This window comes from Arthrobacter sp. STN4, from assembly GCF_024539665.1.
GTDB lineage: Bacteria > Actinomycetota > Actinomycetes > Actinomycetales > Micrococcaceae > Specibacter.
Genome location: NZ_JAKZGX010000001.1, coordinates 62,561 through 87,805 on the forward strand (window position 1 = coordinate 62,561; position 25,245 = coordinate 87,805).

General features: G+C 68.2%; 26 protein-coding genes. 20 read left to right on the forward strand and 6 right to left on the reverse strand.

Translation table 11 applies throughout. The features are described from left to right. Positions 1 to 3: 3 nt before the first annotated feature. The 12 genes from MMF96_RS00320 to csrA are packed head-to-tail and all read left to right on the forward strand — an operon-like array spanning position 4 to position 10,032. Positions 4 to 813 (forward strand): motility protein A, encoded by an 810-nt coding sequence (locus tag MMF96_RS00320; RefSeq protein WP_256882187.1) that lies wholly within the window; start codon positions 4 to 6, stop codon positions 811 to 813. Beyond that, positions 810 to 1,622 (forward strand): flagellar motor protein MotB, encoded by an 813-nt coding sequence (locus MMF96_RS19715; protein ID WP_256882188.1) that lies wholly within the window; start codon positions 810 to 812, stop codon positions 1,620 to 1,622. Before MMF96_RS00320 ends, MMF96_RS19715 begins: the two co-directional genes overlap by 4 nt. A 32-nt stretch (positions 1,623 to 1,654) precedes the next feature. Further along, positions 1,655 to 2,563 carry a flagellar motor switch protein FliM gene (locus MMF96_RS00330; RefSeq protein WP_256882189.1) on the forward strand — a complete coding sequence of 303 codons (909 nt, stop codon included), beginning with the start codon at positions 1,655 to 1,657 and terminating at the stop codon, positions 2,561 to 2,563. Next, on the forward strand, positions 2,560 to 3,270 hold the full coding sequence (gene fliN / locus MMF96_RS00335) for a flagellar motor switch protein FliN (RefSeq protein ID WP_256882190.1): 711 nt from the start codon (positions 2,560 to 2,562) through the stop codon (positions 3,268 to 3,270). Before MMF96_RS00330 ends, fliN begins: the two co-directional genes overlap by 4 nt. Next, positions 3,271 to 3,720, forward strand: coding sequence for a flagellar biosynthetic protein FliO (gene fliO, locus MMF96_RS00340; protein WP_256882191.1), 450 nt, complete (start codon positions 3,271 to 3,273; stop codon positions 3,718 to 3,720). Between the two features lie 44 nt (positions 3,721 to 3,764). Continuing rightward, on the forward strand, positions 3,765 to 4,574 hold the full coding sequence (gene fliP / locus MMF96_RS00345; RefSeq protein ID WP_375141391.1) for a flagellar type III secretion system pore protein FliP: 810 nt from the start codon (positions 3,765 to 3,767) through the stop codon (positions 4,572 to 4,574). Beyond that, on the forward strand, positions 4,571 to 4,843 hold the full coding sequence (gene fliQ, locus MMF96_RS00350) for a flagellar biosynthesis protein FliQ (protein WP_256882192.1): 273 nt from the start codon (positions 4,571 to 4,573) through the stop codon (positions 4,841 to 4,843). The genes fliP and fliQ overlap by 4 nt, the downstream gene beginning before the upstream one ends. 3 nt (positions 4,844 to 4,846) lie before the next feature. Then, the gene (locus MMF96_RS00355) at positions 4,847 to 5,614 is read left to right on the forward strand and encodes a flagellar biosynthetic protein FliR (protein WP_256882193.1); all 768 of its coding nucleotides are present in this window, start codon (positions 4,847 to 4,849) and stop codon (positions 5,612 to 5,614) included. Beyond that, positions 5,607 to 6,761, forward strand: coding sequence for an EscU/YscU/HrcU family type III secretion system export apparatus switch protein (locus tag MMF96_RS00360; RefSeq protein ID WP_256882194.1), 1,155 nt, complete (start codon positions 5,607 to 5,609; stop codon positions 6,759 to 6,761). Before MMF96_RS00355 ends, MMF96_RS00360 begins: the two co-directional genes overlap by 8 nt. 29 nt (positions 6,762 to 6,790) lie before the next feature. Continuing rightward, positions 6,791 to 8,800: a flagellar biosynthesis protein FlhA gene (locus MMF96_RS00365; protein WP_306295634.1), complete on the forward strand. Its 2,010-nt coding sequence runs from the start codon at positions 6,791 to 6,793 to the stop codon at positions 8,798 to 8,800. After that, positions 8,778 to 9,707, forward strand: coding sequence for a hypothetical protein (locus tag MMF96_RS00370; RefSeq protein WP_256882196.1), 930 nt, complete (start codon positions 8,778 to 8,780; stop codon positions 9,705 to 9,707). Before MMF96_RS00365 ends, MMF96_RS00370 begins: the two co-directional genes overlap by 23 nt. A 40-nt stretch (positions 9,708 to 9,747) precedes the next feature. Next, positions 9,748 to 10,032 (forward strand): carbon storage regulator CsrA, encoded by a 285-nt coding sequence (gene csrA / locus MMF96_RS00375; protein WP_256882197.1) that lies wholly within the window; start codon positions 9,748 to 9,750, stop codon positions 10,030 to 10,032. On the opposite strand, the gene MMF96_RS00380 is transcribed toward csrA, so the two are convergent. The 4 genes from MMF96_RS00380 to MMF96_RS00395 form a co-directional block, all read right to left on the reverse strand. Then, positions 10,010 to 11,503, reverse strand: coding sequence for a stealth conserved region 3 domain-containing protein (locus MMF96_RS00380; RefSeq protein ID WP_306295635.1), 1,494 nt, complete (start codon positions 11,501 to 11,503; stop codon positions 10,010 to 10,012). The genes csrA and MMF96_RS00380 overlap by 23 nt on opposite strands. Before the next feature lie 135 nt (positions 11,504 to 11,638). Further along, on the reverse strand, positions 11,639 to 13,024 hold the full coding sequence (locus MMF96_RS00385; RefSeq protein WP_256882199.1) for an FAD-binding oxidoreductase: 1,386 nt from the start codon (positions 13,022 to 13,024) through the stop codon (positions 11,639 to 11,641). Positions 13,025 to 13,123: 99 nt separating this feature from the next. After that, positions 13,124 to 13,534, reverse strand: a complete 411-nt coding sequence (locus tag MMF96_RS00390) for a DoxX family membrane protein (RefSeq protein WP_176616278.1) — start codon at positions 13,532 to 13,534, stop codon at positions 13,124 to 13,126. Positions 13,535 to 13,658: 124 nt separating this feature from the next. Beyond that, positions 13,659 to 14,393 carry a TetR/AcrR family transcriptional regulator gene (locus MMF96_RS00395; protein WP_306295611.1) on the reverse strand — a complete coding sequence of 245 codons (735 nt, stop codon included), beginning with the start codon at positions 14,391 to 14,393 and terminating at the stop codon, positions 13,659 to 13,661. 128 nt (positions 14,394 to 14,521) lie between these two features. Here MMF96_RS00395 and MMF96_RS00400 point away from each other — a divergent pair, with 128 nt between their 5' ends. After that, positions 14,522 to 15,898: an NAD(P)/FAD-dependent oxidoreductase gene (locus MMF96_RS00400; RefSeq protein WP_256882201.1), complete on the forward strand. Its 1,377-nt coding sequence runs from the start codon at positions 14,522 to 14,524 to the stop codon at positions 15,896 to 15,898. 110 nt (positions 15,899 to 16,008) lie between these two features. After that, positions 16,009 to 17,565 carry an APC family permease gene (locus MMF96_RS00405; RefSeq protein ID WP_256882202.1) on the forward strand — a complete coding sequence of 519 codons (1,557 nt, stop codon included), beginning with the start codon at positions 16,009 to 16,011 and terminating at the stop codon, positions 17,563 to 17,565. Positions 17,566 to 17,654: 89 nt separating this feature from the next. Here the strand turns inward: MMF96_RS00405 and MMF96_RS00410 are convergent, their stop codons facing one another. Next, positions 17,655 to 18,017, reverse strand: a complete 363-nt coding sequence (locus MMF96_RS00410) for a DUF5997 family protein (RefSeq protein WP_176616332.1) — start codon at positions 18,015 to 18,017, stop codon at positions 17,655 to 17,657. A 115-nt stretch (positions 18,018 to 18,132) separates the two neighbouring features. Here MMF96_RS00410 and MMF96_RS00415 point away from each other — a divergent pair, with 115 nt between their 5' ends. Then, positions 18,133 to 18,912 (forward strand): LysR family transcriptional regulator substrate-binding protein, encoded by a 780-nt coding sequence (locus tag MMF96_RS00415; RefSeq protein WP_256882203.1) that lies wholly within the window; start codon positions 18,133 to 18,135, stop codon positions 18,910 to 18,912. Between the two features lie 85 nt (positions 18,913 to 18,997). Here MMF96_RS00415 and MMF96_RS00420 read toward each other — a convergent pair whose 3' ends face one another. Continuing rightward, positions 18,998 to 20,002, reverse strand: coding sequence for an NADPH:quinone reductase (locus MMF96_RS00420; protein WP_256882204.1), 1,005 nt, complete (start codon positions 20,000 to 20,002; stop codon positions 18,998 to 19,000). A 449-nt stretch (positions 20,003 to 20,451) separates the two neighbouring features. Here MMF96_RS00420 and MMF96_RS00425 point away from each other — a divergent pair, with 449 nt between their 5' ends. The 5 genes from MMF96_RS00425 (at position 20,452) to MMF96_RS00445 (ending at position 25,242) form a co-directional block, all read left to right on the forward strand. After that, positions 20,452 to 21,618 carry a branched-chain amino acid ABC transporter substrate-binding protein gene (locus MMF96_RS00425; protein ID WP_176616282.1) on the forward strand — a complete coding sequence of 389 codons (1,167 nt, stop codon included), beginning with the start codon at positions 20,452 to 20,454 and terminating at the stop codon, positions 21,616 to 21,618. Positions 21,619 to 21,711: 93 nt separating this feature from the next. Continuing rightward, positions 21,712 to 22,605 carry a branched-chain amino acid ABC transporter permease gene (locus MMF96_RS00430; RefSeq protein WP_176616283.1) on the forward strand — a complete coding sequence of 298 codons (894 nt, stop codon included), beginning with the start codon at positions 21,712 to 21,714 and terminating at the stop codon, positions 22,603 to 22,605. 2 nt (positions 22,606 to 22,607) lie between these two features. Next, complete coding sequence (locus tag MMF96_RS00435; RefSeq protein ID WP_176616284.1) at positions 22,608 to 23,672, forward strand: branched-chain amino acid ABC transporter permease; 1,065 nt, start codon at positions 22,608 to 22,610, stop codon at positions 23,670 to 23,672. Beyond that, complete coding sequence (locus tag MMF96_RS00440) at positions 23,669 to 24,532, forward strand: ABC transporter ATP-binding protein (protein WP_256882205.1); 864 nt, start codon at positions 23,669 to 23,671, stop codon at positions 24,530 to 24,532. The genes MMF96_RS00435 and MMF96_RS00440 overlap by 4 nt, the downstream gene beginning before the upstream one ends. A gap of 5 nt (positions 24,533 to 24,537) precedes the next feature. Then, a complete protein-coding gene (locus MMF96_RS00445; RefSeq protein WP_371130894.1) occupies positions 24,538 to 25,242 on the forward strand; it encodes an ABC transporter ATP-binding protein in 705 nt (234 codons plus the stop codon). The last annotated feature ends 3 nt before the right edge of the window (positions 25,243 to 25,245 follow it).

Consider the following 25,245-nt stretch of genomic DNA (forward strand, 5'->3'; position numbering starts at 1 on the left):
ACCATGGATCCGGCAACACTCATCGGCATAATCATCGCCTTCGGCTCACTCGTGGCCATGATCAACCTCGAGGGCTCCACGGTGGGCAGCATCCTGTTGCTGCCGCCGATGCTGCTCGTCATTGTCGGCACCACCGCCGTCGGCATGGCCGGGTCCACCTTCAAGGACTTCCTGCACTCCTTCAAGTCGCTGCCCAAGGCCTTCACTGCCAAGCCGGTGAAGCCGATGGACAGCATTGAGACAGTGGTCCGCCTCGCTGAGAAGGCACGGCGGCAAGGCCTGCTGTCCCTGGAAGAGGATGCCGCCAAGACCGGCGACGCCTTTCTCCGCGATGCCCTGCAAAACATTGCCGACGGCACCGACGGCGATGAACTGCGGGACCTGCTCGACGACGCCATCGACACCAAGATGAAGACAGACAGCATTGCGTCGCGGTTCTTCCAGTCGCTGGGCGGCTATGCCCCGACGGTCGGGATCATTGGCACGGTGGTATCGCTGACACACGTGCTTGAAAACCTGTCCACGCCCAGCACGCTGGGCCCGATGATCGCCAGCGCCTTCGTGGCCACACTGTGGGGCCTGCTGACCGCCAACTTCATGTGGCTGCCCATCGCGGCGCGGCTCGCGAGGCTCTCCGAACTGGAAGGGGACAGGATGAACCTGGTCATGGAAGGGGTCCTGGCCGTCCAGGCAGGCTCCCAGCCGACCCTTTTGCGCGAACGACTCACCGCCATGGTCCCGGAACACCGGAGGCGATCACCGAAGGCTGCGGCCAAGCCGGGGGACAACGACCGTCTGAAGTCCGCCGCGTGAGCACCGGCCGTGGCCGGCGTGGCAGGCGCCGTGGCGGGCAGCCAGGCAGCCACAACGATGAACGCTGGATGGCTTCCTACATGGACATGGTCACCGTGCTGATGTGCATGTTCATCGTCCTGTACGCCATGTCCTCCGTGGACAGCGAAAAGTTCACCCAGCTCAAGGACTCGCTCGCCACCGGATTCGGCCAGGTCAATGTCGGCAAGGTCGACACCGCCAAGGGTGTGGTGGTCCCGCCCCAGGACGTCGGCAAGGACGGCACGCTCAGCAAGGACAAGCTGGTTCTTGCCCTGGGCGAGGTGGACAAGCTGGACGCCCTGCGCCGGTCCATGCAGTCCAGCCTGGCCGGCAAGGGCCTGGCAGGGAATGTTGACTTCTCCATCGACCAGCGCGGGCTGACCGTCAAGCTGGTGGGCTCCCAGACCTTCTTTCTTGCCGACAGCCCGGACCTGACGACGACGGCGCAGCGGGTCCTGGCCGCCATCTCACCCGAGCTGCGCGAAGCCAGGCTGGAAATCTCCGTGGAGGGCCATGCCGCCAACGCCATCACCGGCTTCCCGTCCGTCTGGGAGCTGTCCGCCGAACGCGCCGTGGCGGTCCTGCGCAACCTCGTGGAACACGGCGGCATCCCCGGCGGACATGTGGGAGCCGTGGGGTACGGCTCCGCCCGGCAGGTCAACGACGACTCCACCGAGGCGCTGCGCGAACTCAACCGGCGGGTGGACATCGTGGTGCTGTCCAACCAGGCGGAAGATGTCCGCGCCTTGATTCCGGACGCCCTGAAAGTCAGGGCGAACCGGCCCTAACGTCCGGGCGGGTGCTGCCGATAGTGCCGGATGTGCCCGCACTGACCCTTCGCCCAGCCCTGTCCGGATCCGGGCTGGAACGCGCCGTGGAACCCTACGACTTCCGCCGCCCGGCCACGTTGCAGCGCGGGCATGCACGCCGGCTGGAACTGGTGTTTGAAACCTTTGCCCGCCAGTGGGCCACGCAGCTGGCTGCCCGGACCGGGTCACCGTGTTCCCTGGCCGCCGACCGCCTCACAATGGCCGCCTATGACGACTACGCCGCATCCCTGCCGGAGGACACAGCCATGGTGTTGGTGGCGCTGGACGGGGACGAGGCGAAGGGTGTCTTGCAGTTTCCCGCCGAGGCGGCCCTGTCCTGGGTGGCGTGCATGCTTGGCGGAACCGGTGGTGGCGCGCCGGCGTTCCGGAAGCTGACCGACATGGAGCAGGAGCTGGTCCGGCGGATCACCGTGGACGCCCTCGACGCACTGGCCTACTCCTTCGGAACGCTGCTGGCCTCCCGGCTACAGGTGGAAGGGATGCATTTCAACGCCCGGACGGCCCAGGCGGCAGCCACCGGCACCTTGATGATTGTGGCCGGATTCATGCTGACAAGCGGTGGCAGTTCCTGGCGCGTTTCCGTTGCCCTCCCCGCCCGGGCCGTCCTGTCCCAACTCGATGCCGACAACACGGAAGCGGATGCGCCGGGCGCGGCGTCCCTGCTGCGCCGCCAGGTGTCCCAGGTGCCGGTGGATGTGGCCATGGAGCTGGCGCCGGTGCAGGTGACAGCCCGCGCGGTCCTCAACCTGGCCGTGGGGGAGCTGCTGCCGCTGCCCCATCCCGTGGGGCGGCCGTTCAGCCTGACCCTGGATGGGAAGACGGTGGCCCGGGCCGTGGGGGTAACGCATGGATCCAGGCAGGCAGGAAAAATTGTGACTACCGAGGAGAACGCCCCGTGACACCCACCCTTAGGCTGCAGGCCGCGGCCGTGGACGCCCTCGCGGCGCTGCTGCCCGCCGGCGCCCCCCTTGAATGCATGCTGTGGCCTGCGGCCTCCGGGGAAGCCCCGGTGGCCGGGCTGGCCATTGTGGCCGCCGACTACCTCGGTGCCGTGTCCGCTGAACTGGCCCTCGCCCTGCCGTCCGCCACGGCGGACACCGTCCGGGCCGCCGGCGGTCCGGCCGCCGTTTCCCTGGCCGATGTGCTGCGTCCGGCCCTGGAAGCGGCGGCCGAATCCCTCGGTACGGGGGTGCTGGGCGACGTGGCCAACAACGGCCGCGCTGCGCTGTTCGCCGACGCCGAAACAGCCGTGTACCGGCTCGCCGAACGGGGCGCCGGCGAGCCCTTCGCCTGGTTCGCCCTGCGGATCAGGGACGCCGGTGGCCGGCCATCGACTGGCGTGGCCGAGGTGGGCGCCGGGAAGCTGGGCCGCATCCACGACGTCGAAATGGCCCTTTCCGTGGTCATCGGCCGCACCCGCATGACCGTGGCCGAGCTGCTTTCCCTGGAACCGGGCGACGTGGTGGACCTGGACCGCTCGGCCGGCGCCCCGGCCGACATCCTGCTCAACGGGCGCCTCATAGCGCACGGTGAAGTCGTGGTGGTGGACCAGGAGTACGGCGTACGCGTCACGAAGATCCTGGACGCGCCGGAGACGGTCGGCTAAGTGGAGACGCTCCTGCTGGTCCTGCGGGTGGGACTGTCCCTGGCCGTGGTGGTGGTGCTGCTGTGGCTGGCCCAAAAACGCCTCTCCAAGGGCGGGCGCTCCGCCGCGGAAACGGACCTCTCCGTGGTCAGCCGGCGCAGTGTGGGCCAAAAGGCATCCGTGGTGGTGGTGGACGCCGGCGGCCGGCGCTTCCTGCTCGGCGTGACCGAACAGGCCGTCAGCGTCCTGCACGAAGGTCCCGCGCCGGAACCCGCACCCGTGGACGTGCCGGATTTTGAGCGCCCGCTGCGCGCCGCCGTCAGCCGCCGGGCCGGGATGGACGACGCCGGGCCCTTCCCCTTGCGCGCCCGTCACCATCGGCCGCGGCCGGACCCGCTGGCCGGTTCCATCCTCTCGCCCGGGACCTGGCAGCAGGCAGGGGCGGCCGTGCGCAAGGGCCTGAATCTGTGAACACCCACTCCGTCACCCTGCGCCGCTGGGGCAGGGCGGCGGTGATGCTCGGACTCCTCCTGGGCGCCCTTTTTGCCTTCCAACTGGTATTTTCCGCCGCGGCCCACGCGGTGGCCGTCATGGCGCCCGGCGACCCGGCGGCCCCCGTGCCTCCCACCGATCCCACGGCCCCTGCCACCCCGGGCGGCGTCAACGTCACGGTCAACGGCCTCGACGGGCAGCCCAGCTCGGCCATCGTGACCCTGCTCGGGATTACGCTGCTGTCCGTGGCCCCGGCGCTGCTGTTGATGATGACGTCATTCACCAAGATCTTTGTGGTTTTGGCCATGGCCCGCAACGCGCTGGGGCTGCCGTCGATCCCGCCCAACCAGGTGCTGGCCGGGCTGGCCCTCTTTTTGTCGCTGTTCATCATGTCCCCGACACTCGTGGACATCAACACCGCCGCCGTGCAGCCCTACCTGAACGGCCACCTTGACGTCAATGGCGCCTTCAACGCCGCCTCCGGGCCGCTGCGGCACTTCATGCTGCCGCAAACCCGCGAGGCGGACATTGCCCTGATGACCCGCTCGGCCGGCCGGGACAACCCGGCCGGCCCGGACGCGGTGCCCATGCTGACCCTGATCCCGGCGTTCATGATCTCCGAGCTGCGCAGCGCCTTCATCATCGGCTTTGTCATCTTCATCCCGTTCCTGATCATCGACATCGTGGTGGCCTCCGCCCTGATGTCCATGGGCATGATGATGCTCCCGCCCGTCATGATTTCCCTGCCGTTCAAGATCCTGCTGTTCATCCTGGTGGACGGCTGGGGCCTGATCATCACCGCCCTGGTCAAAAGCTACGGGGGCGGGCCGTGAACACCGCCGAGATCCTCAACATTGCCGTCCAGGCGCTGTGGGTGGCCGCCAAGCTGTGCGCGCCGATCCTGCTGACCGCCCTGGTGATCGGCTTTGCCGTCTCCCTGCTCCAGTCCATCACCCAGGTCCAGGAGGCCACGCTTTCCTTCGTGCCGAAGGCGGTGGGCGTGGCGCTGGCCCTGGTGGTCGCCGGCCACTGGATGATCACGGAGATCGTCACGTTCACGCATGACCTCTTCGACAAAATCCCCCTGCTGCTGGGCGGCTGAGGCGTGAACATCCCGATTGACCCCGCCTGGCTGGAAAGCTGCCTCCTTGCGGCAGTGCGCATCACGGCCTTCATTGCCATTGCCCCGCCGTTCTCCTACAACGCCATCCCGCTGCGCATCAAGGGCATGCTGGCCCTGGGCCTGGCCGTCGCGATGGCCGCCAGGCTGCCCGTGGCGGCTGCCGTCAGCGGCACCGGCCCGTTCATCCTGGCGCTGGTGCTGGAAGTGGTGACCGGTGCGGCACTGGGGTTCCTGGTGTACCTCGTGTTCGCGGCCGTGCAGACGGCCGGCGCCATGGTGGACACCTTTGGCGGCTTTGCCATGGCCCAGGCCTTTGACCCGCAGGCCATGGTCAACGGCGCCCAGTTCACCCGGCTGTTCGAGCTCACGTCCCTGGCACTGCTGTTTGCCTCGGACGGCTACCAGCTGATCATTGGGGGGCTGGCCCGTTCCTTTGACGCGATCCCCGTGGGCGCCGCCATGGACCTCTCGCACCCCGCCCAGCTCATCGCAACCGCCACCACCGGCATGTTCCTGGCGGCCGTCCAGATCGCCGGCCCGCTGCTGGTGGTCCTGTTCCTGGCCGACGCCGGGCTGGGCCTGCTGACCCGCGTGGCACCGGCCCTGAACGCCTTCGCGATGGGTTTCCCCCTGAAAATCATGCTCACATTGGCACTGGGCGGGCTGCTGGTGACGGGCCTGGGCCATGTGGTCCCGTCCCTGGCCACCACCGTCCTGGGCCTTCTTGCAAAGGCGGGCGCCCGTGGCTGAGAGCGGGGAGCGGACCGAAAAGGCCACCGAGCGGCGGATGAAGGAGGTCCGGGAAAAAGGGCAGCTGTCCCGCTCCCAGGACCTGACCGCCTGGGTGGGGGTCGGCGCGGCCGTCATCATGCTGCCCGGCGTGATCGCCCGGGCCTCCAACGCGTTGGCGGACCAAATGTTCACCGCTGCCACGATGGCCGCGAATCCCGATCCGCTGGTGGCGTTGGGCGCCCTGGAAAATGCCCTGGGCACGCTGGCCGGCATCCTTGGCCCCCTGCTGATTGCCGTGGCCGCGGCGGTGGCGGCCGCGGCCGCCGTCCAGGGCGGGATCCGCTTCAAGAAGTTCAAGCCCAGGTTTGAGCAGTTCGATGTGTTCAAGGGCCTCAAGAACGTTGCGGGCGCGCAGGCGCTGTGGAACGGGGCCAAGGCACTGCTGAAGACGGCCGTCGTCGGGCTGGTCCTGTACACGGTGGTCCAGGGCCTGGTCCCGGCCCTGTTGCAGGCGGGCGGGCTGCAGGTTTCCGAGCTGCTGGGCGCAGCGGGCGGCGGCGTGGCCCGGCTGGTGCAGTACGCCGTGGCTGCCGGCATGCTGCTGGCCCTCGCCGACGTGTTCGTCATCTCCCGGCGCAACCGCAAAAAGACGCGGATGACCAAGAAGGAAGTCAAGGATGAAAACAAGTCCAGCGACGGGGATCCCATGATCAAGTCCGCCCGGCGCCAGCGCCAGCTGGCCATGGCACGCAGCCGCATGATGAGTGCGGTGGCGGGAGCCGACGTCGTCCTCGTCAACCCCGTGCATGTGGCGGTGGCGCTGCGGTACGAACCGGGCAGGTCCGCCCCGCGGGTGGTGGCCAAGGGTGCGGACCGGGTGGCGGCGCGCATCAGGGCCGAGGCCGAGGCGAAGAAGGTGCCCATGGTCCGGGACATTCCGCTGGCCCGGGCCCTGCACGGCGCCTGCGAACTGGGGGCGGAGATCCCGGTGGAACTGTACAACCAGGTGGCCGCCGTCCTGGCGTTTGTCATGGCCCTGAAGAAGCGGGGTTCGGCGGCCGGGATGCACCAGATCCTGCCCGCCGGTTCCGCCATCCCGCCTGGCCCCGCGCTGGCCGGACACGCACTGGACACCACCAAGCTGAGCAAAGGAATTCCCGCGTGAACCGCAACTTCTCCAAGCTGGCCGTCCCCATGGGGGTGGTGGGAATTGTGCTGCTCCTGGTGGTCCCGATCCCGGCCGTGCTGCTGGACGTCCTGATCATCATCAACATTGTCTTTGCGCTGCTGGTGCTCATGAACAGCATGTTCGTGAAGAAGCCGCTGGACTTCTCGGTGTTCCCGTCGCTGCTGTTGGTGGCCACCCTGTTCCGGCTGGGCCTCAACGTCGCCTCCACCCGCCTGGTGCTCGGGCAGGCCCACGCCGGGGCGGTGATCCAGGCGTTCGGGCAGGTCACCGTCGGGGGGAACCTGATCATCGGCGGGGTGATCTTCCTGATCCTGGTGGTCATCCAGTTTGTGGTGGTCACCAAGGGTGCCGAGCGCGTGGCCGAGGTGGGGGCCCGCTTCACCCTCGACGCCATGCCCGGCAAGCAGATGGCCATCGACGCGGACCTGAACGCGGGCCTGATCACCGACGTCGAGGCCAAGGAACGCCGTGTGGAGGTCTCCGCCGAGGCCGACTTCTACGGGGCGATGGACGGCGCCTCCAAGTTCGTCAAGGGCGACGCCATCGTCGGCATCATCATTATCATCATCAACCTGATCGGCGGCATCGCCATCGGCATGCTCCAGCGCGGCCTGGACATCAGCGATGCCGTCAACACGTATTCGCTGCTGTCCGTGGGCGACGGGCTGGTCTCCCAGATCCCTGCACTGCTCATGGCCGTGGCCACCGGCATGATCGTCACCCGCTCCAACGCCTCATCCGACATGGGCACAACGGCGGCCCTGCAGCTGACGCAGTCACGCCCGGCCCTGCTCGTGTCCGGGACCGCGGCGATCATCATGTCCGTGATTCCGGGCATGCCGGTGCTCCTGTTCCTGGCCGTCGGCGCCCTGCTGCTGTTCATCGGCCAGCGCGTCAAGGCCGGAGAGCAGAAGGCAGCCGCAGCGAAGGAGCTTGAGGCGGTGGCGGGGCCCCCGGCCGAAACCACGGAGGACATCATTGGCCGGATGCGGGTCCAGGCGCTGGAAATCCAGCTGTCCACCGACCTGGTGGACCTGGTCTCCGGCTCCGCGGACGACCTCCTGGCGCGGATCAAGGCGCTGCGGCACAAGGTGGCCATGGAGCTGGGCATGGTGGTGCCTCCGGTGCGCACCCGGGACCACGTGGAGCTGCCGCCATCGACCTATGTGATCCGGATCGCCGGGGTCGAGGCCGGGCGGGGCACCGCACCGGCCGGCCGGGTCCTGGCCCTGGGCGAGCAGCTCGGCTCGCTGCCCGGCACACCCACCGTGGATCCGGTGTTCGGGCTGGCCGGCAAGTGGATTCCGGCGGAAATGCGCCACAGCGCCGAAATGTCCGGCGCCACCGTGATTGACCGAGTCTCCGTGCTCATCACCCACCTCTCCGCCATCGTCAATGCCAACGCGGCCCGCCTGCTCAGCCGCGAGGACGTGCGTGTGCTGACCGAGGGCGTCAAGGACATCTCGCCGTCGATCGTGGAGGAGCTGGTCCCCGGACAGCTGTCCCTGGGCGAGGTGCAGCGCGTGCTGCAGGGGCTGCTGGCGGAGCAGGTGCCCATCAATGACCTTCCCCGCATCTACGAGGCCCTGTCGCTGCAGGCGAAGAAGGGCACGGAACCCGAAACGCTCATCGAGGCGGCCCGGGCCGGACTTGGCCCCGTCATCGCGGACAAGTACCTTGAGGGCGGCCGGCTGGCCGTGCTGATGATCGACCCCACCGTGGAACAGTCGCTGCTTGAAGGGCTGCGCCCGTCCGAGCTCGGCACGCAGGTCGTGGTGGACCCCTCACGCCTGGAGTCGTTCCTCGGGTCCGCGACGGAAACCTTTGGCGCTGCGGAGTCCGCCGGCCACAACCCGGTCATGGTCTGCGCACCGGCCCTGCGCCCGGCCGTCTGGCGGCTCGTGTCCGGACGCATCAAGGGCCTTCCCGTGCTGTCCTACACCGAGGCAACCGCCGGGAATCCCACCATCGAGACGGTAGGAGTGGTACGCGGTGCCCAGTCGATTTCAGCTTAGGGGCCACAGCCTGGAGGCCCTGCGCTGGCAGCTCTTTGACACGTACGGGCACCGGGCGCGGATCATCCGGGCCGAACGCATCCAGACCGGCGGGCTGTTTGGGCTCGGCGCAACCACCTCCTTTGAGGTGACGGTCGAGGTGGACGGCGGTCCGGCGTCGAACAAACCGGCGCATACGCGGCGGAGGGCCGCCGGGCCACGGCCGGACGCCCGCCGGCGGGGCTTGGCGGAGCTGTTGGCGGATGCGGACGATGCGGACAGTGCCGGGCCCGGCGGCCCTGTCCGGCGCACGCAGGTCTCCACCGAAAAGCCCGGCTTCGATGCGATCCTGGGGCGGCTGACCGAACGGATCGGCACCTCCCTGGAGCTGTCGCCCGCCGGGTCCGTGGAGGGGCCGGAGCCTGCGCCGGCCCGGCCCGCCGTGCCCCGGCTTGCTGCGGCGGCCGGGGACCTGGTGGTGCTGGTGGGGCTGCGCGACCAGCCGCTGCGCACAGCCTGGAGCATGGCCGGCGCGCTCGACGGCCAGGCCGAGCTGCGTACCTCCGGGAACGTGCGCTCGAACGGTGTGGGCCATGTGCTCATTGACAGTGCGGAAGTGCAGAAGGTGCAGGCCCTCGCGGCGGTGGACGGCAAGCCGCTGTTGATAGCATTCAGTATCGGGGCGCGGGGTGCCTCGAGTCCGCAGGCCCTCTCCTCGCTCCGGCCCAACCAGCTGTGGCTGGTGGTGGATGCGGCGCACAAGCCCGAGGACACCGAGGCCTGGGTCCGGCAGGCAGCCTGGCATGCGTCCCCGGACGCGCTGGCCGTGGTCGGCTCGACGGAGACAGCCACGCCGGAGACCGTGAACGCACTTGGCTACCCGGTGGGCTGGGTTGACGGGTACCCGGCCACGTCGCCCGAACTATAGCTTTGCACCCCCCCATCAGCACATCCATGGAAGGAACTGCATGCTGGTACTGACACGAAAGATCGGCGAGAAAATCGTCATCGGCGGGAATATCACGGTGACCGTCCTCGACGGCGGGCGCGGCGAAGGGGTGCGCATCGGGATCGATGCCCCGCGCGATGTCTCCATCCACCGCAGCGAGGTGGTGGAGGCCGTCTCCGCCAACAACAGGGAGGCCGTTGAAGGCTCTGCCGGTTCAGGTGCCTCCGGCGCGGAAAGCCCCGAGCAGCTCATCCTGGCCGCGCTCGGGCTGGCAGGCGCGGCTACCTTTCCCAAGGGGCCTTGAGCGGGAAATACCTTTCCAGGAAATCGGTGAGCCGTGCCCGGCGTTCTGCCTCGCCCACCTCGGGAAAACTGCCGTCGTTCAGGCACAGGAAGTCCGCGTTGCGCTTCGCCAGGATACGATCCAGGGAATCCAGGCCCTTGCGGGTGGTGGTGTCGACGTACTTGCCTTTGCCATCGGCGTGCATGACGGCCCGGCCGGTCAGCAGGGCGTAGTAGTGGTACAGCGAATTGGTCACCGAAACGTTCCCCGCCGCGCGGAAGCGGCTGGCGGCCGTGGCTGAAAATTCCTCGGGGAAGGCAGCCTCCAGTTCCGCCATCACCGACTTGCGGAACGGGGCCGCCGAATGTTCCAGGTGCCGCGTGGCCACCCGGCCAAACCGCTCCCGCAGCAGTTTCCTGTTGACCCTGGCGGAATTCTCAAAGCCGCTGCGTTCAAGGCTGCTCCCGCCCAGCCCGATCCTGTTCGGGGAGAGCATGAACCGGGTGATGCCGCCCGGGGTGAAGAACATCTCCGGGCCCACGGGGCGGCCAAAAAACATGTCGTCATTGGAATATAGGAAGTATTCGGAAAGTCCCTTGATGTTGTGCAGCTGGGATTCCACGGCCATGGAATTGTGGGTGGGCAGCACCGACGGGTCCGCAAAGTGCTCGGCACTGGGCACCAGCCGGACCCTGGGGTGGTGGCTGGCCAGCCAGGCAGGGGCGGGGGAGTCCGTGGCAATGTGGATGGTGCGGATCCAGGGCGCAAACATGTATATGGAGCGCAGCGCATATTTGAGTTCGTCGACGTGCCGGAAGCGTGCTTCGTGGGCGTCGCCCTCACCCAGCACGGCACCGGCCTCCTGCGCGCGCCGCGCCAACTGATATTCCGCCGAGCTGCCGTCCACCCAGCTGAAGACCATGTCCACCGGGAAGGGCACGTCAAAGGCGTGGCTGGCAAACATGTCCTCGATGGTGGGCCAGGACTTGCCGTGGAGCTCCACCGTGCCCCGCCGGACGTCCCCGGTCCGGACCACCCGCCGGGTCAGGGAGTTCTCCCGGGGGAGCTTGAGTTGTCCCTTTCCGAACGTCCACAGCTCCAGCTGGACGCCGGCGGACGCACCGAAATACAGCCCGCCCGCGGGTTCCAGCCGCGGCCGGAACAGGCGCAGGATCCGGGCCCTGCCGTCGCCGTAAAGCTCGCCATCCGCCACCAGGAGGGTAGATTTCACCGTGCCCTTGCTGCGCGCATAAAACGGCTCATCGGCGAAGTGCCGGACCAGGGCGTCCTTCAGGGCCCCGCGGAAGGCGTTGTCGACGGCGAGCACCGGAACCTGCCCGTTCCCCCGGACCAGCAGGTAGGGGATTCCGTGGGTGTCCAGGGCGGCGCGGACGGCCAGCAGGTCCGCCACCGTGGCCTGTTCCTGAGTCAGGGTCGTGTTGGGCAGCGCCAGCCGTCCCTTGTGGACCACCACCCCGCCCCGGGCCAGCAGGCGGGCGGCGGCCGGCGTGGGCCGGCCGCCGCCCGGACGTTGTGCGGGCCCGTGGGGCGGGGTGGATGGCGTGGACAGCGGGCGCTCCTGGGGACAATGGTGCCGGCGGAGGCGCCGGGCGTACCTGGTGCGAGTTTACCGCGCTGGCACCTGGCCCAGCCGGAACAGGGCATCGGGGTCGTAGTGGCGGGCGAGCCGGGTCAGCCGTTCGAACACCTCGGGCGTGTAGCTGTCGGCAAACCCCGCCGTACCGCCTGAGGCCGAAAAGTTCGGCAGGCTGGCCCCGAAGTGCCACCGGCCCATCGAGGCGTTCATGCCCGCTGCGTGGCCCGCGATGGCCGACAGCTCCGGCGGGGCTGCGACGCCCACGCTGTGCAGGCCAAAGGCGGCGCCCCGGTGGCACAGGGCACTGGCGATCTGGGGCTCCTCGGACAGGGCCCCGCCAAACTGCCGGATTTCCACGAGCAGCTGCGGGGAGTTGGTGCCCGGGCCCACCGCCTCCAGCAGGGTTTGGGCGGCCGCCGGTGAAAAGTCCGCCAACAGGCAGGACGCCTCGGTCGCGGGCAGCGCGTCCTCGGGGTCCGAGTGCACCAGCCCGATCATGGAATAAGGCATTGCCCGCACCGCATCGATGAGGGGCGCGCCCACCGCGCGCATCGGCGCAAGCCAGCGGGCGCCGTCGTCCGGGTTGCCGATGTAAACATAGCGGACCGCCGCGGTGAACTTGCCGGCCAGCACCTCGGGGACCCTTGGCATGGGCGGCAGCTGCATGAGCGCAAGGGACGTGGTGGCCCCGGGTGGCAGGGTGGGGCACCAGTCCGACCAGGCGAGCGTTGCCGCAGCGACCGATTCCGCGCCGAAGAACAGTGCGCCGGCGTATATGACGGGCAGGGGCAGGAGATCGAATTCGGTGGCGGTGATGATGCCCAGGGAGGATTTTCCGCCGCGCAGGCCCCAGAAAAGGTCCGGCTCGGTTTCCGCGGTGACATGGCGCAGGCGGCCGTCGCCGGTGACGACGTCGAACGCGCGCACCCGGTCGGAGGCGGCGCCGAACGTCCGTGCCATGGGGCCGATCCCCCCGCCACTGGTGTACCCGGCCACGCTGACGCCGGGCGCCGAGCCGCACAGCCCGGCGAGGCCGTGCTCCGCGCAGGCCGCGAGAACGGTTTTCCAGGTGACGCCGGCCCCGGTGCGGGCCCAGCCCTCCGCGCTGACCGTGCACCCGTCCAGCCGGCGGGTGTGGATGAGCAGGGCGCCGTCGAGGTCGCTGGCGATGCCGTGGCCGGTGGCCTGGACCGCAACCGGGAGCCCGTTGGCGGCGGCGAAGCGGACGGCCCGGACCACATCGGCGGGGGTGGCGGCTTCCAGGACCGCGGCCGGGCTGGTCAGCACGGCAAGGTTCCACGGGGTGGCGAGTTCGCCGTAGCCGGGTTCGCCCGGCTCGAACAGGCCGCCGTCCACGGTGCGGCGCAGCGCGTCAAACGTGGCGGTGCGGCCCGACGGTTTTTCACGTGGTTCCATGGCTCTCCTCCAAGACGCGGCCGCGCGACGCATTGGATGAGACCCTGGGCGGCCTATGCCAAGGATGGCATTGAACCGCCGGGGTGGCCAGTGCGCGTTTTAGCGCCGGCGGCGGTGGAAGACCAACGCCGTCGCAATCCCCACCAGCCAGATGTCCTTGGACAGTGCGACGCCCGCGGGCGTGGGGCGGATGCCGTCGGCCTCGGTCAAGCCGGGAGACTTGAGGTAATTGGCGAAAAGGCCGGTGGAGAAGGCGGCCAGCACCAGGCCGGCCAGGCGGGAGGGGACGAACGGCAGCAGGAGCGTGGTGCCGATGCCGATCTCCGCGAAGCTCAGGTAGCGGCCAAACTGTTCAGGTTCCAGGGTGGCCGCCTGCGGGATCACGCGGGCGGCGGAGGCCTGCAGCCCGGCGGCGTGCTCGGGCGAGAGGCTGAGCTTGCCCAGGCCGGAATTGAGGATGAACGCGCCCGACACCAGGCGGAGTGCGGCGTTGCTGATGCTGAAACCCATGGTGTTCTCCCTGTGGTCGTGCCGGTAAGGCGTGCAAGTTCAGCCTAGGGATTTGGGCCCGGCCTGGCTAGTCGCGGCCCCGGGACGCCGGCGGCGTGCCAAGCTGTCCGGGGCGGGTGAAATTTCACACGCCCCGGTCGCTTTGGCACGCCGCCAGCCCGGCCACAAGGGCGTCCAGGCCCAGCGCGAAGGCGGCGTCGGCGTCGTTGAGCCCTTCCGGATTCCGGCGGCGGGCGACGGCGTCGCTGAAGCGGGGCGCGCGGTCGGCCAGTTCGCCGGTGGCAAAAATGTCCGCGGGTGCGTTGGCGTCGTAGGCGGAGCCGAAGATGAAGGATTCAAGTGCCACAATCGCGTTGACAATCCCTTCCGGCGGCCAGCCGGCCCGCAGGAATCCCTCCGTCACGGCCTCGTACATCCTGATGGTCTGCGGCGCATTGGTCACGGGCAGCAGCGCAATGACGGGGATAAGGGGAAGGTGCGCTGAAAAGACCTGCCGGTACGAGTGGGCCCAGAGCCTGACGGCCTCGCCCCAGGGCCGCCGGGCAAAGGCAGACACGTCCACGCGGCCCATGAGGGCATCTTCAACCAGCAGCAACACATCCTGCTTGGAGGCAACATGGTTGTACAGGGCCGACGGCGCCACGTTCAGCGCCCTGGCCAGTCCTGCCATGGTGAGGGCCTTGTAACCGTCGCGGGCCACCAGCTTCAGCGCCGCCCGGGTGATTTGCCCCTGGCCCAGGAGCGCGTGCGGTGGGCGCCCTGCCCTGCGGCGTGCCGGCTTGGCACCGGCACCCGTCCCCGCCGGCCCGCGGCCTGCTAATGCACTGTCCGTCACAACACGCTCCCCCTCGATGCCCATGCACCGGTTGGCGCAAACATTTCCCGGCCACCCCTTTACCTTGCCGGGTGACGTCGGTTACAGTCTAATGGAAATGAACGTCATTCATTTAGTGACGCGGGTAGCCGCGGCTCACGGGAGAGGGAAACATGGCCACAACAAACATCATTGATCGGGACGTTGCCATCATTGGAGCGGGCCCGTCCGGCCTGACAGCGGCACATGAGCTGAAAAAGGCCGGCCTGACAGTGGCCGTCCTCGAGGCGCGGGACCGCGTGGGCGGACGCACGTGGTCGAACTCCATCGACGGCGCCTGGCTGGAAATTGGCGGCCAGTGGGTTTCCCCGGACCAGACGGCGCTCATCGGGCTCCTTGAAGAACTGGGCCTGGACACCTACTCCCGCTACCGCGACGGCGACAGCGTCTACATAGCCCCGGACGGCACGCGCACCCGCTACACCGGCGGGATGTTCCCGGTCGCGGCGGGAACCGAGGCGGAGATGACCACGCTCATCGACACCCTGGACGCGCTCGCCGCCGCCATGGACCCGGCCGCGCCGTGGGACCACCCCCAGGCCCGCGAGCTGGACACCATCTCCTTCCACCACTGGCTGCGCACCCAGTCAGGCGACGAGGAGGCCTGCAACAACATCGGCCTGTTCATCGCCGGCGGCATGCTCACCAAGCCCGCCCATGCATTCTCGGCCCTGCAGGCCGTGTTCATGGCCGCCTCGGCAGGATCCTTCACGAACCTGGTGGACGACAACTTCATCCTTGACAAACGCGTGGTGGGCGGCATGCAGGGCGTTTCCCAGGCCATCGCCGCGAAGCTGGGTGGCGACGTCATCCTCAATTCCCCGGTGCGCAGCGTCCGCTGGGAGGAGGCCGACGGCGGATACCTCGCCACCGTGGTCAGCGACAACGCCACCGTCACCGCCCGGCGCGTGGTCATGGCCGTCCCGCCGAACCTGTACAGCCGCGTCTCGTTCGAGCCGCCGCTGCCGCGCCGCCAGCACCAGATGCACCAGCACCAGTCCCTGGGTTTCGTCATCAAGGTCCATGCAGTCTATGAGACCCCCTTCTGGCGCGAGGATGGGCTCTCCGGCACCGGTTTCAGCGCTTCCTCACTGGTCCAGGAGGTGTACGACAACACCAACCATGGCGATGCACGCGGCACCCTCGTGGGGTTCATCTCCGACGAAAAAGCCGACTACGCGTTCACCCTCCCGCCAGGACAACGACGGAAGGAAGTCACGGCAGCGCTGGCCGAGTTCCTCGGAGACGCCGGCGCCGAGCCCGTGGTGTACTACGAGTCCGACTGGGGCACCGAGGAATGGACCCGCGGCGCCTACGCTGCCAGCTACGACCTTGGTGGCCTCCACCGCTACGGCCCGGACCAGCTGACGCCGGTGGGCCCCATCCACTGGTCCTGCTCCGACCTGGCGGCCGAGGGCTACCAGCATGTGGATGGCGCCGTCCGCATGGGCCGGTTCACGGCCAAGAAGCTGGTCGACGAACTGGCATAACCGGCCCTTCGACCGGCCCCCGACAACAGTTGAATGTCCAGTGACAATGACGTCCAGGAGGACCTTATGCATTACGTAATTGCCTGCACCCGCGGCGGGGGGATGGCATCATGACCACCCAAGACGCTGTTACGAAGCCTGCCGGCGGCCCGGGCGAATTGGGCCTGAGTGAAAAGGGCCTGAGTGAAAAGGGCCTGAAGGCCGGCTCGGTGGGCCTGATCGGTGCCGTCGTGATCGGCATTTCCTGCATTGCCCCGGCCTACACGCTCACGGCCGCCCTGGGCCCCACGGTGTCAGAGGTCGGCGTCCACCTGCCGGCGATATTCCTGGTCGGCTTCATCCCGATGCTGCTGGTGGCGCTTGGCTACCGCGAGCTGAACAATGCCATGCCCGACGCCGGGACCTCCTTCACATGGGCCACACGGGCTTTTGGTCCGTGGCTGGGCTGGATGGGCGGGTGGGGCCTGATCGCGGCCACGATCATCGTCCTGTCCAATCTGGCGGCGGTGGCGGTGGACTTTTTCTACCTGATGCTCGCACAGATCTTCGCCAACCCATCCTTGGCGGAGCTGACCCGCGTGCTGCCGCTGAACATCGCCACCACGCTGGTATTCATTGCCGGGGCATGTTGGATTTCCTACCGCGGCATGGAAACCACCAAGGCCTTCCAGTACATCCTGGTGGCGTTCCAGCTCCTGGTGCTGGGCTGGTTTGCCGTTGCGGCCTTTGCACACGTGGCCAACGGAACGGCCTTCGACGCGACGGAGATCTCGGCCGACTGGTTCAACCCCTTCGCCGTGGGTTCCTTCTCCGCATTCGCGGCCGGCGTCTCGCTGTCCATCTTCATCTTCTGGGGCTGGGACGTCACGCTGACCATGAACGAGGAGACGAAGAACCCCGAAAAGACCCCGGGCCGCGCGGCGACCGTGACGGTGGTGGTCATCGTGCTGATCTACATGGTGGTCTCGCTGGCCACGCTGTCCTTCGCCGGCGTCGGCACCACGGGACTGGGCGCCGGCAACCCGGCCAACCAGGGCAGCATCTTCGCCGTGCTGGCCGGGCCCGTCATGGGCCCGTTCGCCATCCTGATGTCGCTGGCCATCCTCAGCTCCTCTGCCGCGTCCCTGCAGTCGACCTTTGTCTCCCCGGCCAGGACCCTGCTGGCCATGGGCCACTACCGCGCCCTGCCGAAGGGCTTTGGCAGGATCAGCCCCGCGCACAAGTCGCCCGGCTACGCCACCGTCGCGGCCGCCATCGCCGCGGCCGGCTTCTATGTCATCACCCGGACCCTGTCCGAGAACGCCCTGTGGGACACCATCACCGCGCTGGGCATGATGATCTGCTTCTACTACGGCATCACGGCCCTGGCCTGCGTGTGGTACTTCCGCGCCGAAGCCTTCCACGGGGTGCGGAACTTCCTGTGCAAGTTCCTGGCGCCGCTGGTGGGCGGGGTGATCCTGTTGGTCATGTTCGTCAAGACCGCCTACGACTCCATGGACCCGTCCTACGGTTCCGGCTCCAACATTGGCGGGCTGGGCCTGGTGTTCATCCTCGGCTGCGGCGTGATCGCGCTGGGGGCGGTGCTGATGTTCTTCATGTACCGGCGGCACCCGGAGTTCTTCAAGGGCCGGGTGCTCAGCCGCAGCAGCAAGGTCTACAACCCCTGACCTTAAACGCCGGCGGCGTGCCATGCTATCCGGGGCGGGTGAAATTTCACACGCCCCGGTCGCTTTGGCACGCCGCCGGTTGTCCGGGCTCAGCTCTTCGGGCGGCGGGCCGCCTCGCGTTCCTTGGCCAGCTTGGCCTCGGCCCGGGCCTTGGCGAACACGGCGCGTTCCTCCACCAGCCAGGCGGGGGGAGCCTTCAGCAGGGCGGTGATTTCCGCCGTCGTCAGCGGCTCGGTGATGTCGGAGCGGTTCAGGCCGCCAATGGAGATGTTCAGCTTCTGGGCCACCACCTGGCGCGGGTGCGGGCCGCTGCGGCGCAGTTCCACCAGCCACGCCGGCGGATTCTCCTGCAAAACCTTGAATTCCTCCCGGCTGATTGCGTTCTCTTGGAATTCCGCAGGTGCGGCAGGCAGGTGGATGCCCAGCTTCCTGGCCGCGGTGGCGGACTTCATGGCCTGGGGCGACGGTTCAATGGTCATGGATCAAGGGTACCGGCCGCCGCCGCCCGGCACCGCAGTGGGTTAGGGTGAACAGGTGCCGGAACCCCGTGAACTTACAGTGACCTTTGTGCCTGGCGTGACTCCCGGAAAGTGGATCCACCGCTGGAACGAACGCATGCCGGACGTGGCGTTGGTGTCCCGGCCGGTGCCCGAATCCGGCCAGCTCGACGCCGTCCGGGCCGGCACCGCGGACATGGCGTTTGTGCGCCTGCCGGTGGACAAGGCCGGGCTGAACGTCATACCGCTCTATACGGAGCTGTCCGTGGTGGTGGCGCCCAAGGACCACCCGATCGCGGCGTTTGAGGAAATCGACGTCGCGGAACTGGCTGACGAATACCTGCTGGCCGACCCCGACGATTTCCCGGCCTGGCGCGGGATCTCCAGCGAAATCCGGGCCGGAACCCGAAAGCCCCTGCCGCCCATGGCCTCCGTCGAGGACGCCCTGGACCTCGTCGAGGCGGGCCTGGGCATCCTGATCCTGCCAATGTCTGTGGCCCGCCACTTCAACCGGACGGCGCTGCGGGCCCGGGTGGTGACGGGCGTGCCGGAATCGGGGATCGGCCTGGCCTGGCTGCATTCCGATGTGCCGCTGGCGGACGGCTTTGACGCCGTCATCGAGGAATTCATCGGCGTGGTGCGCGGCCGCAGCGCCAACAGTTCACGCCAGCCGTCCGTGCAGGCCAGGCAGGACGCCGCACCCAAGAAGGGCGCCAAGGCAGCCGGCGGCAAGGGCGGCGCCGGCAAGGGCGGCGCCGGCAAGGGCGAGGGCAAGGGTGGCCGTCCCAACCTTCGCGGGGGCGGCCGGCCCGGCGGCAAGGCCCGGGCCCAAAAGCGCGGCCGGCGCTAGCTGCAGCCGGCCGCCGGCGGTTGGGGAGGATGGACCGGTGGTCCGGGCCTGTCGGGCCCAACAGTCCATTTCGGGATCCCCTGCCTCAGGGAATGAGCACCAGTTTCCCGCGGGCCGTGCCGGCTTCCATGGCAGCGTGGGCGCCGGCGGCGCCGCTCAGGGGCAGCCGGGTGATGTGGCGGGCACGCAGGCTGCCGTCGGCCAGCAGTTCGTTGACGGCGCGGGCAGCGTCGGCGAGTTCCCCGACGGTGGCGTTGCTGATGGCAAATCCGCGGACGCTGCCGTCGCGCGTGTAGAGCCTGCCCAGCGGCAGCGCGTTGGTGGCGGCCATGCCGGACAAGGCAATGATCCGCCCGCGCAGCGCCAGCATCTCCACAGCGGCCTCCAGCTGGTGCCGGCCCGACGTTTCAATGTGGACATCCAGGCCACGGCCGCCGGACACTGAACGGGCCGCCGCCGCCAGTTCGTCCATGAGTGCGGGGGAACGGTAGTCCAGCGTGGCCGTGGCGCCCAGGCTGCGGCAGTGGCCGGCGTCGTCCGCGCTTGAGGAGGTGATGACGCGGGCCCCGGCACGGACGGCCTGGACCACCAGGGCCGATCCCACCTGCCCGGCGCCGCCTCCCACAAACACCGTATCGCCCGGCTGCACGCCGGCGTGGCGGTGCAGCGCCAGCCAGGCCGTGGCCCCGGCATGCAGGACGGCTGCCGCCTCCACCGGGTCCACGCCGGCCGGAAGCGGGTACAGCCGGTCCGCGGGCACCACTGTGAACGCCGCACCGGCGCCGCTCCTGCCGCCGAATCCCAGCGAGTTGGACCACACCGGGTCTCCGGGCCGGAAGGGGGCATCAACCGCGGCGCCCACGCGCTCCACGGTGCCGGTGGCGTCGCGCCCGATCGCCTGCGGAAAGGACAGTGCGGTGGCGTAGCCGCCGCTGCGCACAAAGGTGTCCACGTGGTTCACGGTGGTGGCCGCCACGCGGACCAGCACGGCATGGTCCGGCAGCTGCGGCACAGGCAGCGGGCCAAATTCAATCACGTCGCTGCCGCCGGTGTGCCGGAAATACGCCGCGTCCATCATGTCTTGGGCCATGGACGGCATTTTATGCCCCAAATTTTTTTTAGCCTTAAAACAGGACCGACCCGGCGCGGGGGGGGTGTGCGCCGGGCCTTTCATCCAAGTCCGCGGTTGATGCGCGGAAGTGGTGGCTCTTTGTTCCTGCTGGGGCCGTTCCGTCCGGAGGATCCCCGTCCTCGGCGGCCCTCGATAAAGCTACCCGGCCCGTGCGGCGGCGTCGATGGGGAGAACTACCCATGCCCGGTTCCGGCGCGCCGGCAGGGCCGCATGCAGCGCGGCGCAGGAGGGAATGTCTCGCTCGTGTCTCGATTGTCCGGGCGGGCATTAAAACCGTTGACACGCGGGCCGTAGCATGTCATATTTTACTCACTTGTGCAGTGTGATTCAGCTAACAATTCCCGAAGCCGGGGTGCGCACAGCTGGCCCGTATTCGGCATGTTGTCACGTCAAAGGAGATGCAGGCAATGAAACTTCGACTTCCCAGGGCAGTTGCCGTCGGGGCCGTGGCCGTGGCCATGCTGGCCACCAGCGGATGCAGCGGAATTCTCAGCGGCGGGGGCGGCAAATCGGCCGATTCAGGCCCGATCAAGCTGGCCGCTGTCATTCCGATGTCCGGTTCCAGCGCCCCCACGGGCGTGTACATGAAGAACGGCATGCAGATGGCGGTCGATGAGATCAACGCCAAGGGAGGTGTGCTCGGACGCCAGCTGTCCCTTGACCTGGAAGACGGCGCCTGCGATCCCACCCAGGCGGCCGCCGCGGCCAACAAGGCAGTGTCCAACGGGGCCGTGGTCTCCGTGGGCGGCTACTGCTCCGGCGCCACCTTGCCCACGCTGCCGATCTTTGCCAAGGCCAACATCCCCATGATCATCCCAGCCGCCAACTCCCAGGACCTGGTCAACCAGAAACTGCCCAATGTGTTCATGATCAACGGCACCGGCACGCAACAGGCAGCCGCTGCCGTCAAGTTCATGGCCAAGGACGGCGTGAAGAGCGTTGCCCTGATGGACGACAACACCAGCTACTCCAAGGACATTGCCACCGAGACCAAGAAGGACCTGCAGGCGGACGGCACCGTGAAGGTGGCCCTGGCCACGTCCGTGACGGCCGGCGAAAGCGACTACTCCTCGGCCGTGCATGACATCATGGGCGCCAACCCGGACATGCTCTACTGGACCGGCTACTACCAGGAAGGCGGGCTGATCATCAACCAGCTCAAGTCCGCCGGCTACAAGGGCAAGATCATGGTGGCGGACGGCAGCGTTGACCCGTCCCTGGTGAAGATTGCCGGCGCGGCCAATGCCGAGGGAGTGTTCGCCACGATGACCCAGACCCCCGACACCATCAAGGGCGCCGAGACCTGGATCTCCGACTACACGAAGAAGTTCGGCACGGCCCCGGGCCCCTACTCCACCCAGTCCTACGACGCCGTGCGCGTGGCGGCCGAGGCCATCACCCAGGCCAAGGGGACCGACGGCGCAGCGGTCAACAAGTCGCTGGAGGCCATCAACGGCTTCAAGATCTTCTCCGGCCCGCTGAAGTTCACCCCGGAGCACACGCTGAGCAGCGGCGGCTTCCAGATCCTGGTCATCCAGGGCGGGAAGTTTGTCCTCAAGGATGCCCTGAGCTAGCCCGGGCCAGGCAGGCGGGCGCGGCCTCCCGGGCCCGCCTGCCTGGCACCTCCCGTCCCGAACACCGCTTGCACGGCTTTAGGCAGGTCACGCATGACCCAACTCATCTGGAACGGCCTCTTCGTCGGTTCCTTTTACGCACTCATTGCCCTGGGCTATTCCATGGTCTACGGCATCATCAAGCTGCTGAACTTCGCCCACGGCGACATCTACATGCTCGGCGCGTTTGTCGGCTTCGCCATGCTGAGCTCCGTCGGGGTGATCCCGGCGTCCATGTCCATCACGGCACTGCTGATCGTGCTGCTGCTGTGCATGCTCGTGACCGGCGGGATCGGCGTCGGCATTGAATACCTGGCCTACCGGCCGCTGCGGAACTCGCCCCGGCTCGCCGTGCTGATCACCGCCGTCGGCGCGTCATTCACCCTGGAATACGGCGTCAGCGCCGTGGCCGGCCCCAACCCCAAGGTTTTCCCGGTTCGGCTGGAGGGGGACAGCTTCACCGTGCTCGGCGCCCGCATCTCCGTCCCGCAGATCGTGCTCATGGTCATTGCCGTGCTGCTGATGGTGGGGCTGAACTCCTACATCCAGCGCACCTCGATGGGCCGTGCCATGCGCGCCATCGCCCTGGACACCAAGGGCTCGCTGCTCATGGGCATCAACGTCAACAAGGTCATCACCTGGACGTTCTTCATCGGCTCCGCGCTCGCCGGCGCGGCGGGCGTCATGGCTGGGGCCTACTACGGCAAGATCGACTTCCTCATGGGCTTCATCATCGGCCTGAAGGCGTTCACCGCGGCCGTCATCGGCGGCATCGGCAACATCAAGGGTGCCATGCTCGGCGGCCTGCTGCTGGGCCTGCTGGAGGCCTTCGGGTCCCAGTGGCTGGGCGGCCAATGGCGCGACGTCTTCACCTTTGGCGTCCTCATAGCCTTCCTGACCCTCAAGCCCACCGGCCTGCTGGGCGAACGCGTGACGGAGAGGGTGTAGCCATGAGCGACAACGTCGACACCTCCCGCGCCCCGCGCCGCATCGGCAAGCCCGCCAGCCGCGTCTCCCGCCTGTTTGAAAGCCGGCAGCTGGGCTGGGCGGCCTTCGCCATCGCCGTGCTCTTCCCCTTTGTGCTGGCCAGCAACTACGCCATGAGCATCGGCACCACGGCCGTGATCTTCATCCTTCTCGCCTCCGGCCTGAACATTGTGGTGGGCTACTGCGGACTGCTGGACCTGGGCTACATCGCCTTCATGGCGGTGGGCGCCTACACCGCCGGCATCCTCTCCAAGGCGTGGGAACTGCCCATCCTCTTCACCATCCCGGCCGTCGTGGGGATGTGCATCCTGGCCGGGCTGATCATCGGCGGGCCCACGCTGCGCCTGCGCAGCGACTACCTGGCCATCGTGACCCTCGGCTTCGGCGAAATCATCCGCCTGACGGCCAACAACCTGTCCGTCACCGGCGGCCCGTCCGGCATCTACGGCATCCCGGGTGTGGAATTGTTTGGCCTGGACCTCTCCGCCCCGGTCCCCTTCTACTACTTCTGCGTGGTGGTCGTGGCGTTGATGGTCCTCGGCTCCGCCCGGCTGGGCAAGTCCCGGCTGGGCCGGGCCTGGCGGTTTGTGCGCGAGGACGAGGACGCCGCGGAGGCCATGGGCATCCACACCTACAAGGTGAAGCTGGCCGCCTACATCTTCGGGGCCATCTGGGGCGGGATCGGCGGGGTGCTGTTTGCCTCCCACCTCTCCGCCATCTCCCCGCAAAGCTTTGTGTTCCTGCAGTCGGCCCTGGTGCTGATGGCCGTGGTGCTCGGCGGCATGGGGAACACGCGCGGGGTGGTGGTGGGCGCCGTCGTCATTTCCCTGCTGCCGGAATTCCTGCGGGACCTGGGCAACCTGCGCTACGTGATCTTCGGCGTCGTGCTGGTGGCCGTCATGGTGCTCCGGCCCCAGGGCTTCTGGCCGTCGCGCGCCTATGAACCTGAACAGCCCAAGGACGTCAAGGACGACGCCGGCCCCGGCCCGGGTGCCCCCGTCGCCACCGCAAAGGAAGGGACCCCGTGAGCCCGCTGCTGGAAGTGCGCGATTTGCAGATTGCCTTTGGCGGGGTGAAGGCCGTCAACGGACTCTCCTTCTCGGCCGACGCCGGGGAGATCGTCTCGGTGATCGGGCCCAACGGTGCCGGGAAGACCAGCGCCTTCAACTGCATCACCGGGTTTTACAAGCCGGTTGGCGGGAAGGTGGTGCTGGACGGAGCGGACATCACCGGCAAGCGCCCGGCCGTGATTGCGGCCACCGGGGTGACCCGCACCTTCCAGAACCTGCGCCTGTTCCCGGACCTGACGGTGCTGGACAACGTGCGCGGCGGCATGCACCTGTACGGCGGGCAGAATTTTGTGGACGCCCTGTTCCACACGCCCCGGTACCGCAAAAGCGAACGGGCCTACACCCGCGAGGCGCACCGCTGGCTGGACTTTGTGGGCTACAAGGGCGGGCGCGGCATCCCGGTGCGCAACCTTGCCTATGGCCAGCAGCGCCAGGTGGAAATGGCCCGCGCCATGGCCCGCAAGGCCAAGCTGGTGCTGCTGGACGAGCCCGGCGCCGGGCTGAACCACTCGGAAAAACAGGAACTGCTGGAACTGTGCCGCAAGATCCGGGACCTCGGCGCCGCCGTCGTGCTCATTGAGCACGACATGGGCGTGGTCATGGAGGTCAGCGAACGGGTGGTGGTGATGAACTTTGGCAAGGAGATCGCGGACGGGACCCCCGATCAGGTGAAGGCGAACCCGGCCGTCATCGAGGCCTACCTCGGCAAGGCCGACGACGAACCGGTCCCGCCGCCGACCGCCGCGGCCGTGCACGACGCCGAAGCGGCCGCCAACGAGGCGGCCGGACCCGACGGAAGCGAAGGGGGCCGGGGCTGATGGCCATGCTCGAATTTGAGAACGTGGAAGTGTTCTACGGCAAGATCCAGGCGCTGCGCGGCATCAACGTCCGGGTCGAGGAGGGCGAGATCGTCGCGCTGCTGGGCAACAACGGCGCCGGCAAGACCACCACGCTGTCCACGGCGTCGGCCATTGTGAAGGCGCACTCCGGGCGGATCAGCTTTGACGGCAAGGACATCACCCGCGCCAAGCCGTGGGAGGTGGTGGGCGCCGGCCTGATCCACGTCCCGGAGGGCCGGCGGATCTTCTCCACCCTCTCCGTGCTGGAAAACCTGCAGCTGGGCGGGTACCTGGTCAAGGACCGCGCGGCCGTGCAAAGGCGGCTCAAGGACGTCCTTGAACTGCTCCCGCTGCTGGCGCAGCGGCGCACGCAGCAGGGCGGCACGCTGTCCGGCGGCGAGCAGCAGATGCTGGCGATTGGCCGGGCGCTCATTGCCGGGCCGCGCATGCTGATGCTGGACGAGCCGTCCATGGGGCTGGCGCCGCTCATCGTGGCCCAGGTCATGGACGTGATCAGGGAAGTCAACGCCAACGGCACCACCGTGCTGCTCGTGGAACAAAACGCGCGGGCCGCCCTGAAGATCACCAGCCGCGGCTACGTCATTGAAAACGGGGCCACCACCATGACCGGCACCGGCGCGGAACTGATGGCGGATTCACGCATTGTTGAGGCATACCTGGGGTCGTAGGAT

Coding starts and splice junctions, on each gene's coding strand:
- MMF96_RS00390 (WP_176616278.1), bottom strand. CDS start 13,534: ATGGGTTTCAGCATCAGCAACGCCGCACTCCGCCTGGTGTCGGGCGCG.
- fliP (WP_375141391.1), top strand. CDS start 3,765: ATGCTCGGACTCCTCCTGGGCGCCCTTTTTGCCTTCCAACTGGTATTT.
- MMF96_RS00435 (WP_176616284.1), top strand. CDS start 22,608: ATGAGCGACAACGTCGACACCTCCCGCGCCCCGCGCCGCATCGGCAAG.
- MMF96_RS00395 (WP_306295611.1), bottom strand. CDS start 14,393: ATGGGCATCGAGGGGGAGCGTGTTGTGACGGACAGTGCATTAGCAGGC.
- MMF96_RS00425 (WP_176616282.1), top strand. CDS start 20,452: ATGAAACTTCGACTTCCCAGGGCAGTTGCCGTCGGGGCCGTGGCCGTG.
- MMF96_RS00320 (WP_256882187.1), top strand. CDS start 4: ATGGATCCGGCAACACTCATCGGCATAATCATCGCCTTCGGCTCACTC.
- csrA (WP_256882197.1), top strand. CDS start 9,748: ATGCTGGTACTGACACGAAAGATCGGCGAGAAAATCGTCATCGGCGGG.
- MMF96_RS00365 (WP_306295634.1), top strand. CDS start 6,791: ATGGGGGTGGTGGGAATTGTGCTGCTCCTGGTGGTCCCGATCCCGGCC.
- MMF96_RS00405 (WP_256882202.1), top strand. CDS start 16,009: ATGACCACCCAAGACGCTGTTACGAAGCCTGCCGGCGGCCCGGGCGAA.
- MMF96_RS00410 (WP_176616332.1), bottom strand. CDS start 18,017: ATGAAGTCCGCCACCGCGGCCAGGAAGCTGGGCATCCACCTGCCTGCC.
- MMF96_RS00420 (WP_256882204.1), bottom strand. CDS start 20,002: ATGGCCCAAGACATGATGGACGCGGCGTATTTCCGGCACACCGGCGGC.
- MMF96_RS00445 (WP_371130894.1), top strand. CDS start 24,538: ATGCTCGAATTTGAGAACGTGGAAGTGTTCTACGGCAAGATCCAGGCG.
- MMF96_RS00430 (WP_176616283.1), top strand. CDS start 21,712: ATGACCCAACTCATCTGGAACGGCCTCTTCGTCGGTTCCTTTTACGCA.
- MMF96_RS00400 (WP_256882201.1), top strand. CDS start 14,522: ATGGCCACAACAAACATCATTGATCGGGACGTTGCCATCATTGGAGCG.
- MMF96_RS00385 (WP_256882199.1), bottom strand. CDS start 13,024: ATGGAACCACGTGAAAAACCGTCGGGCCGCACCGCCACGTTTGACGCG.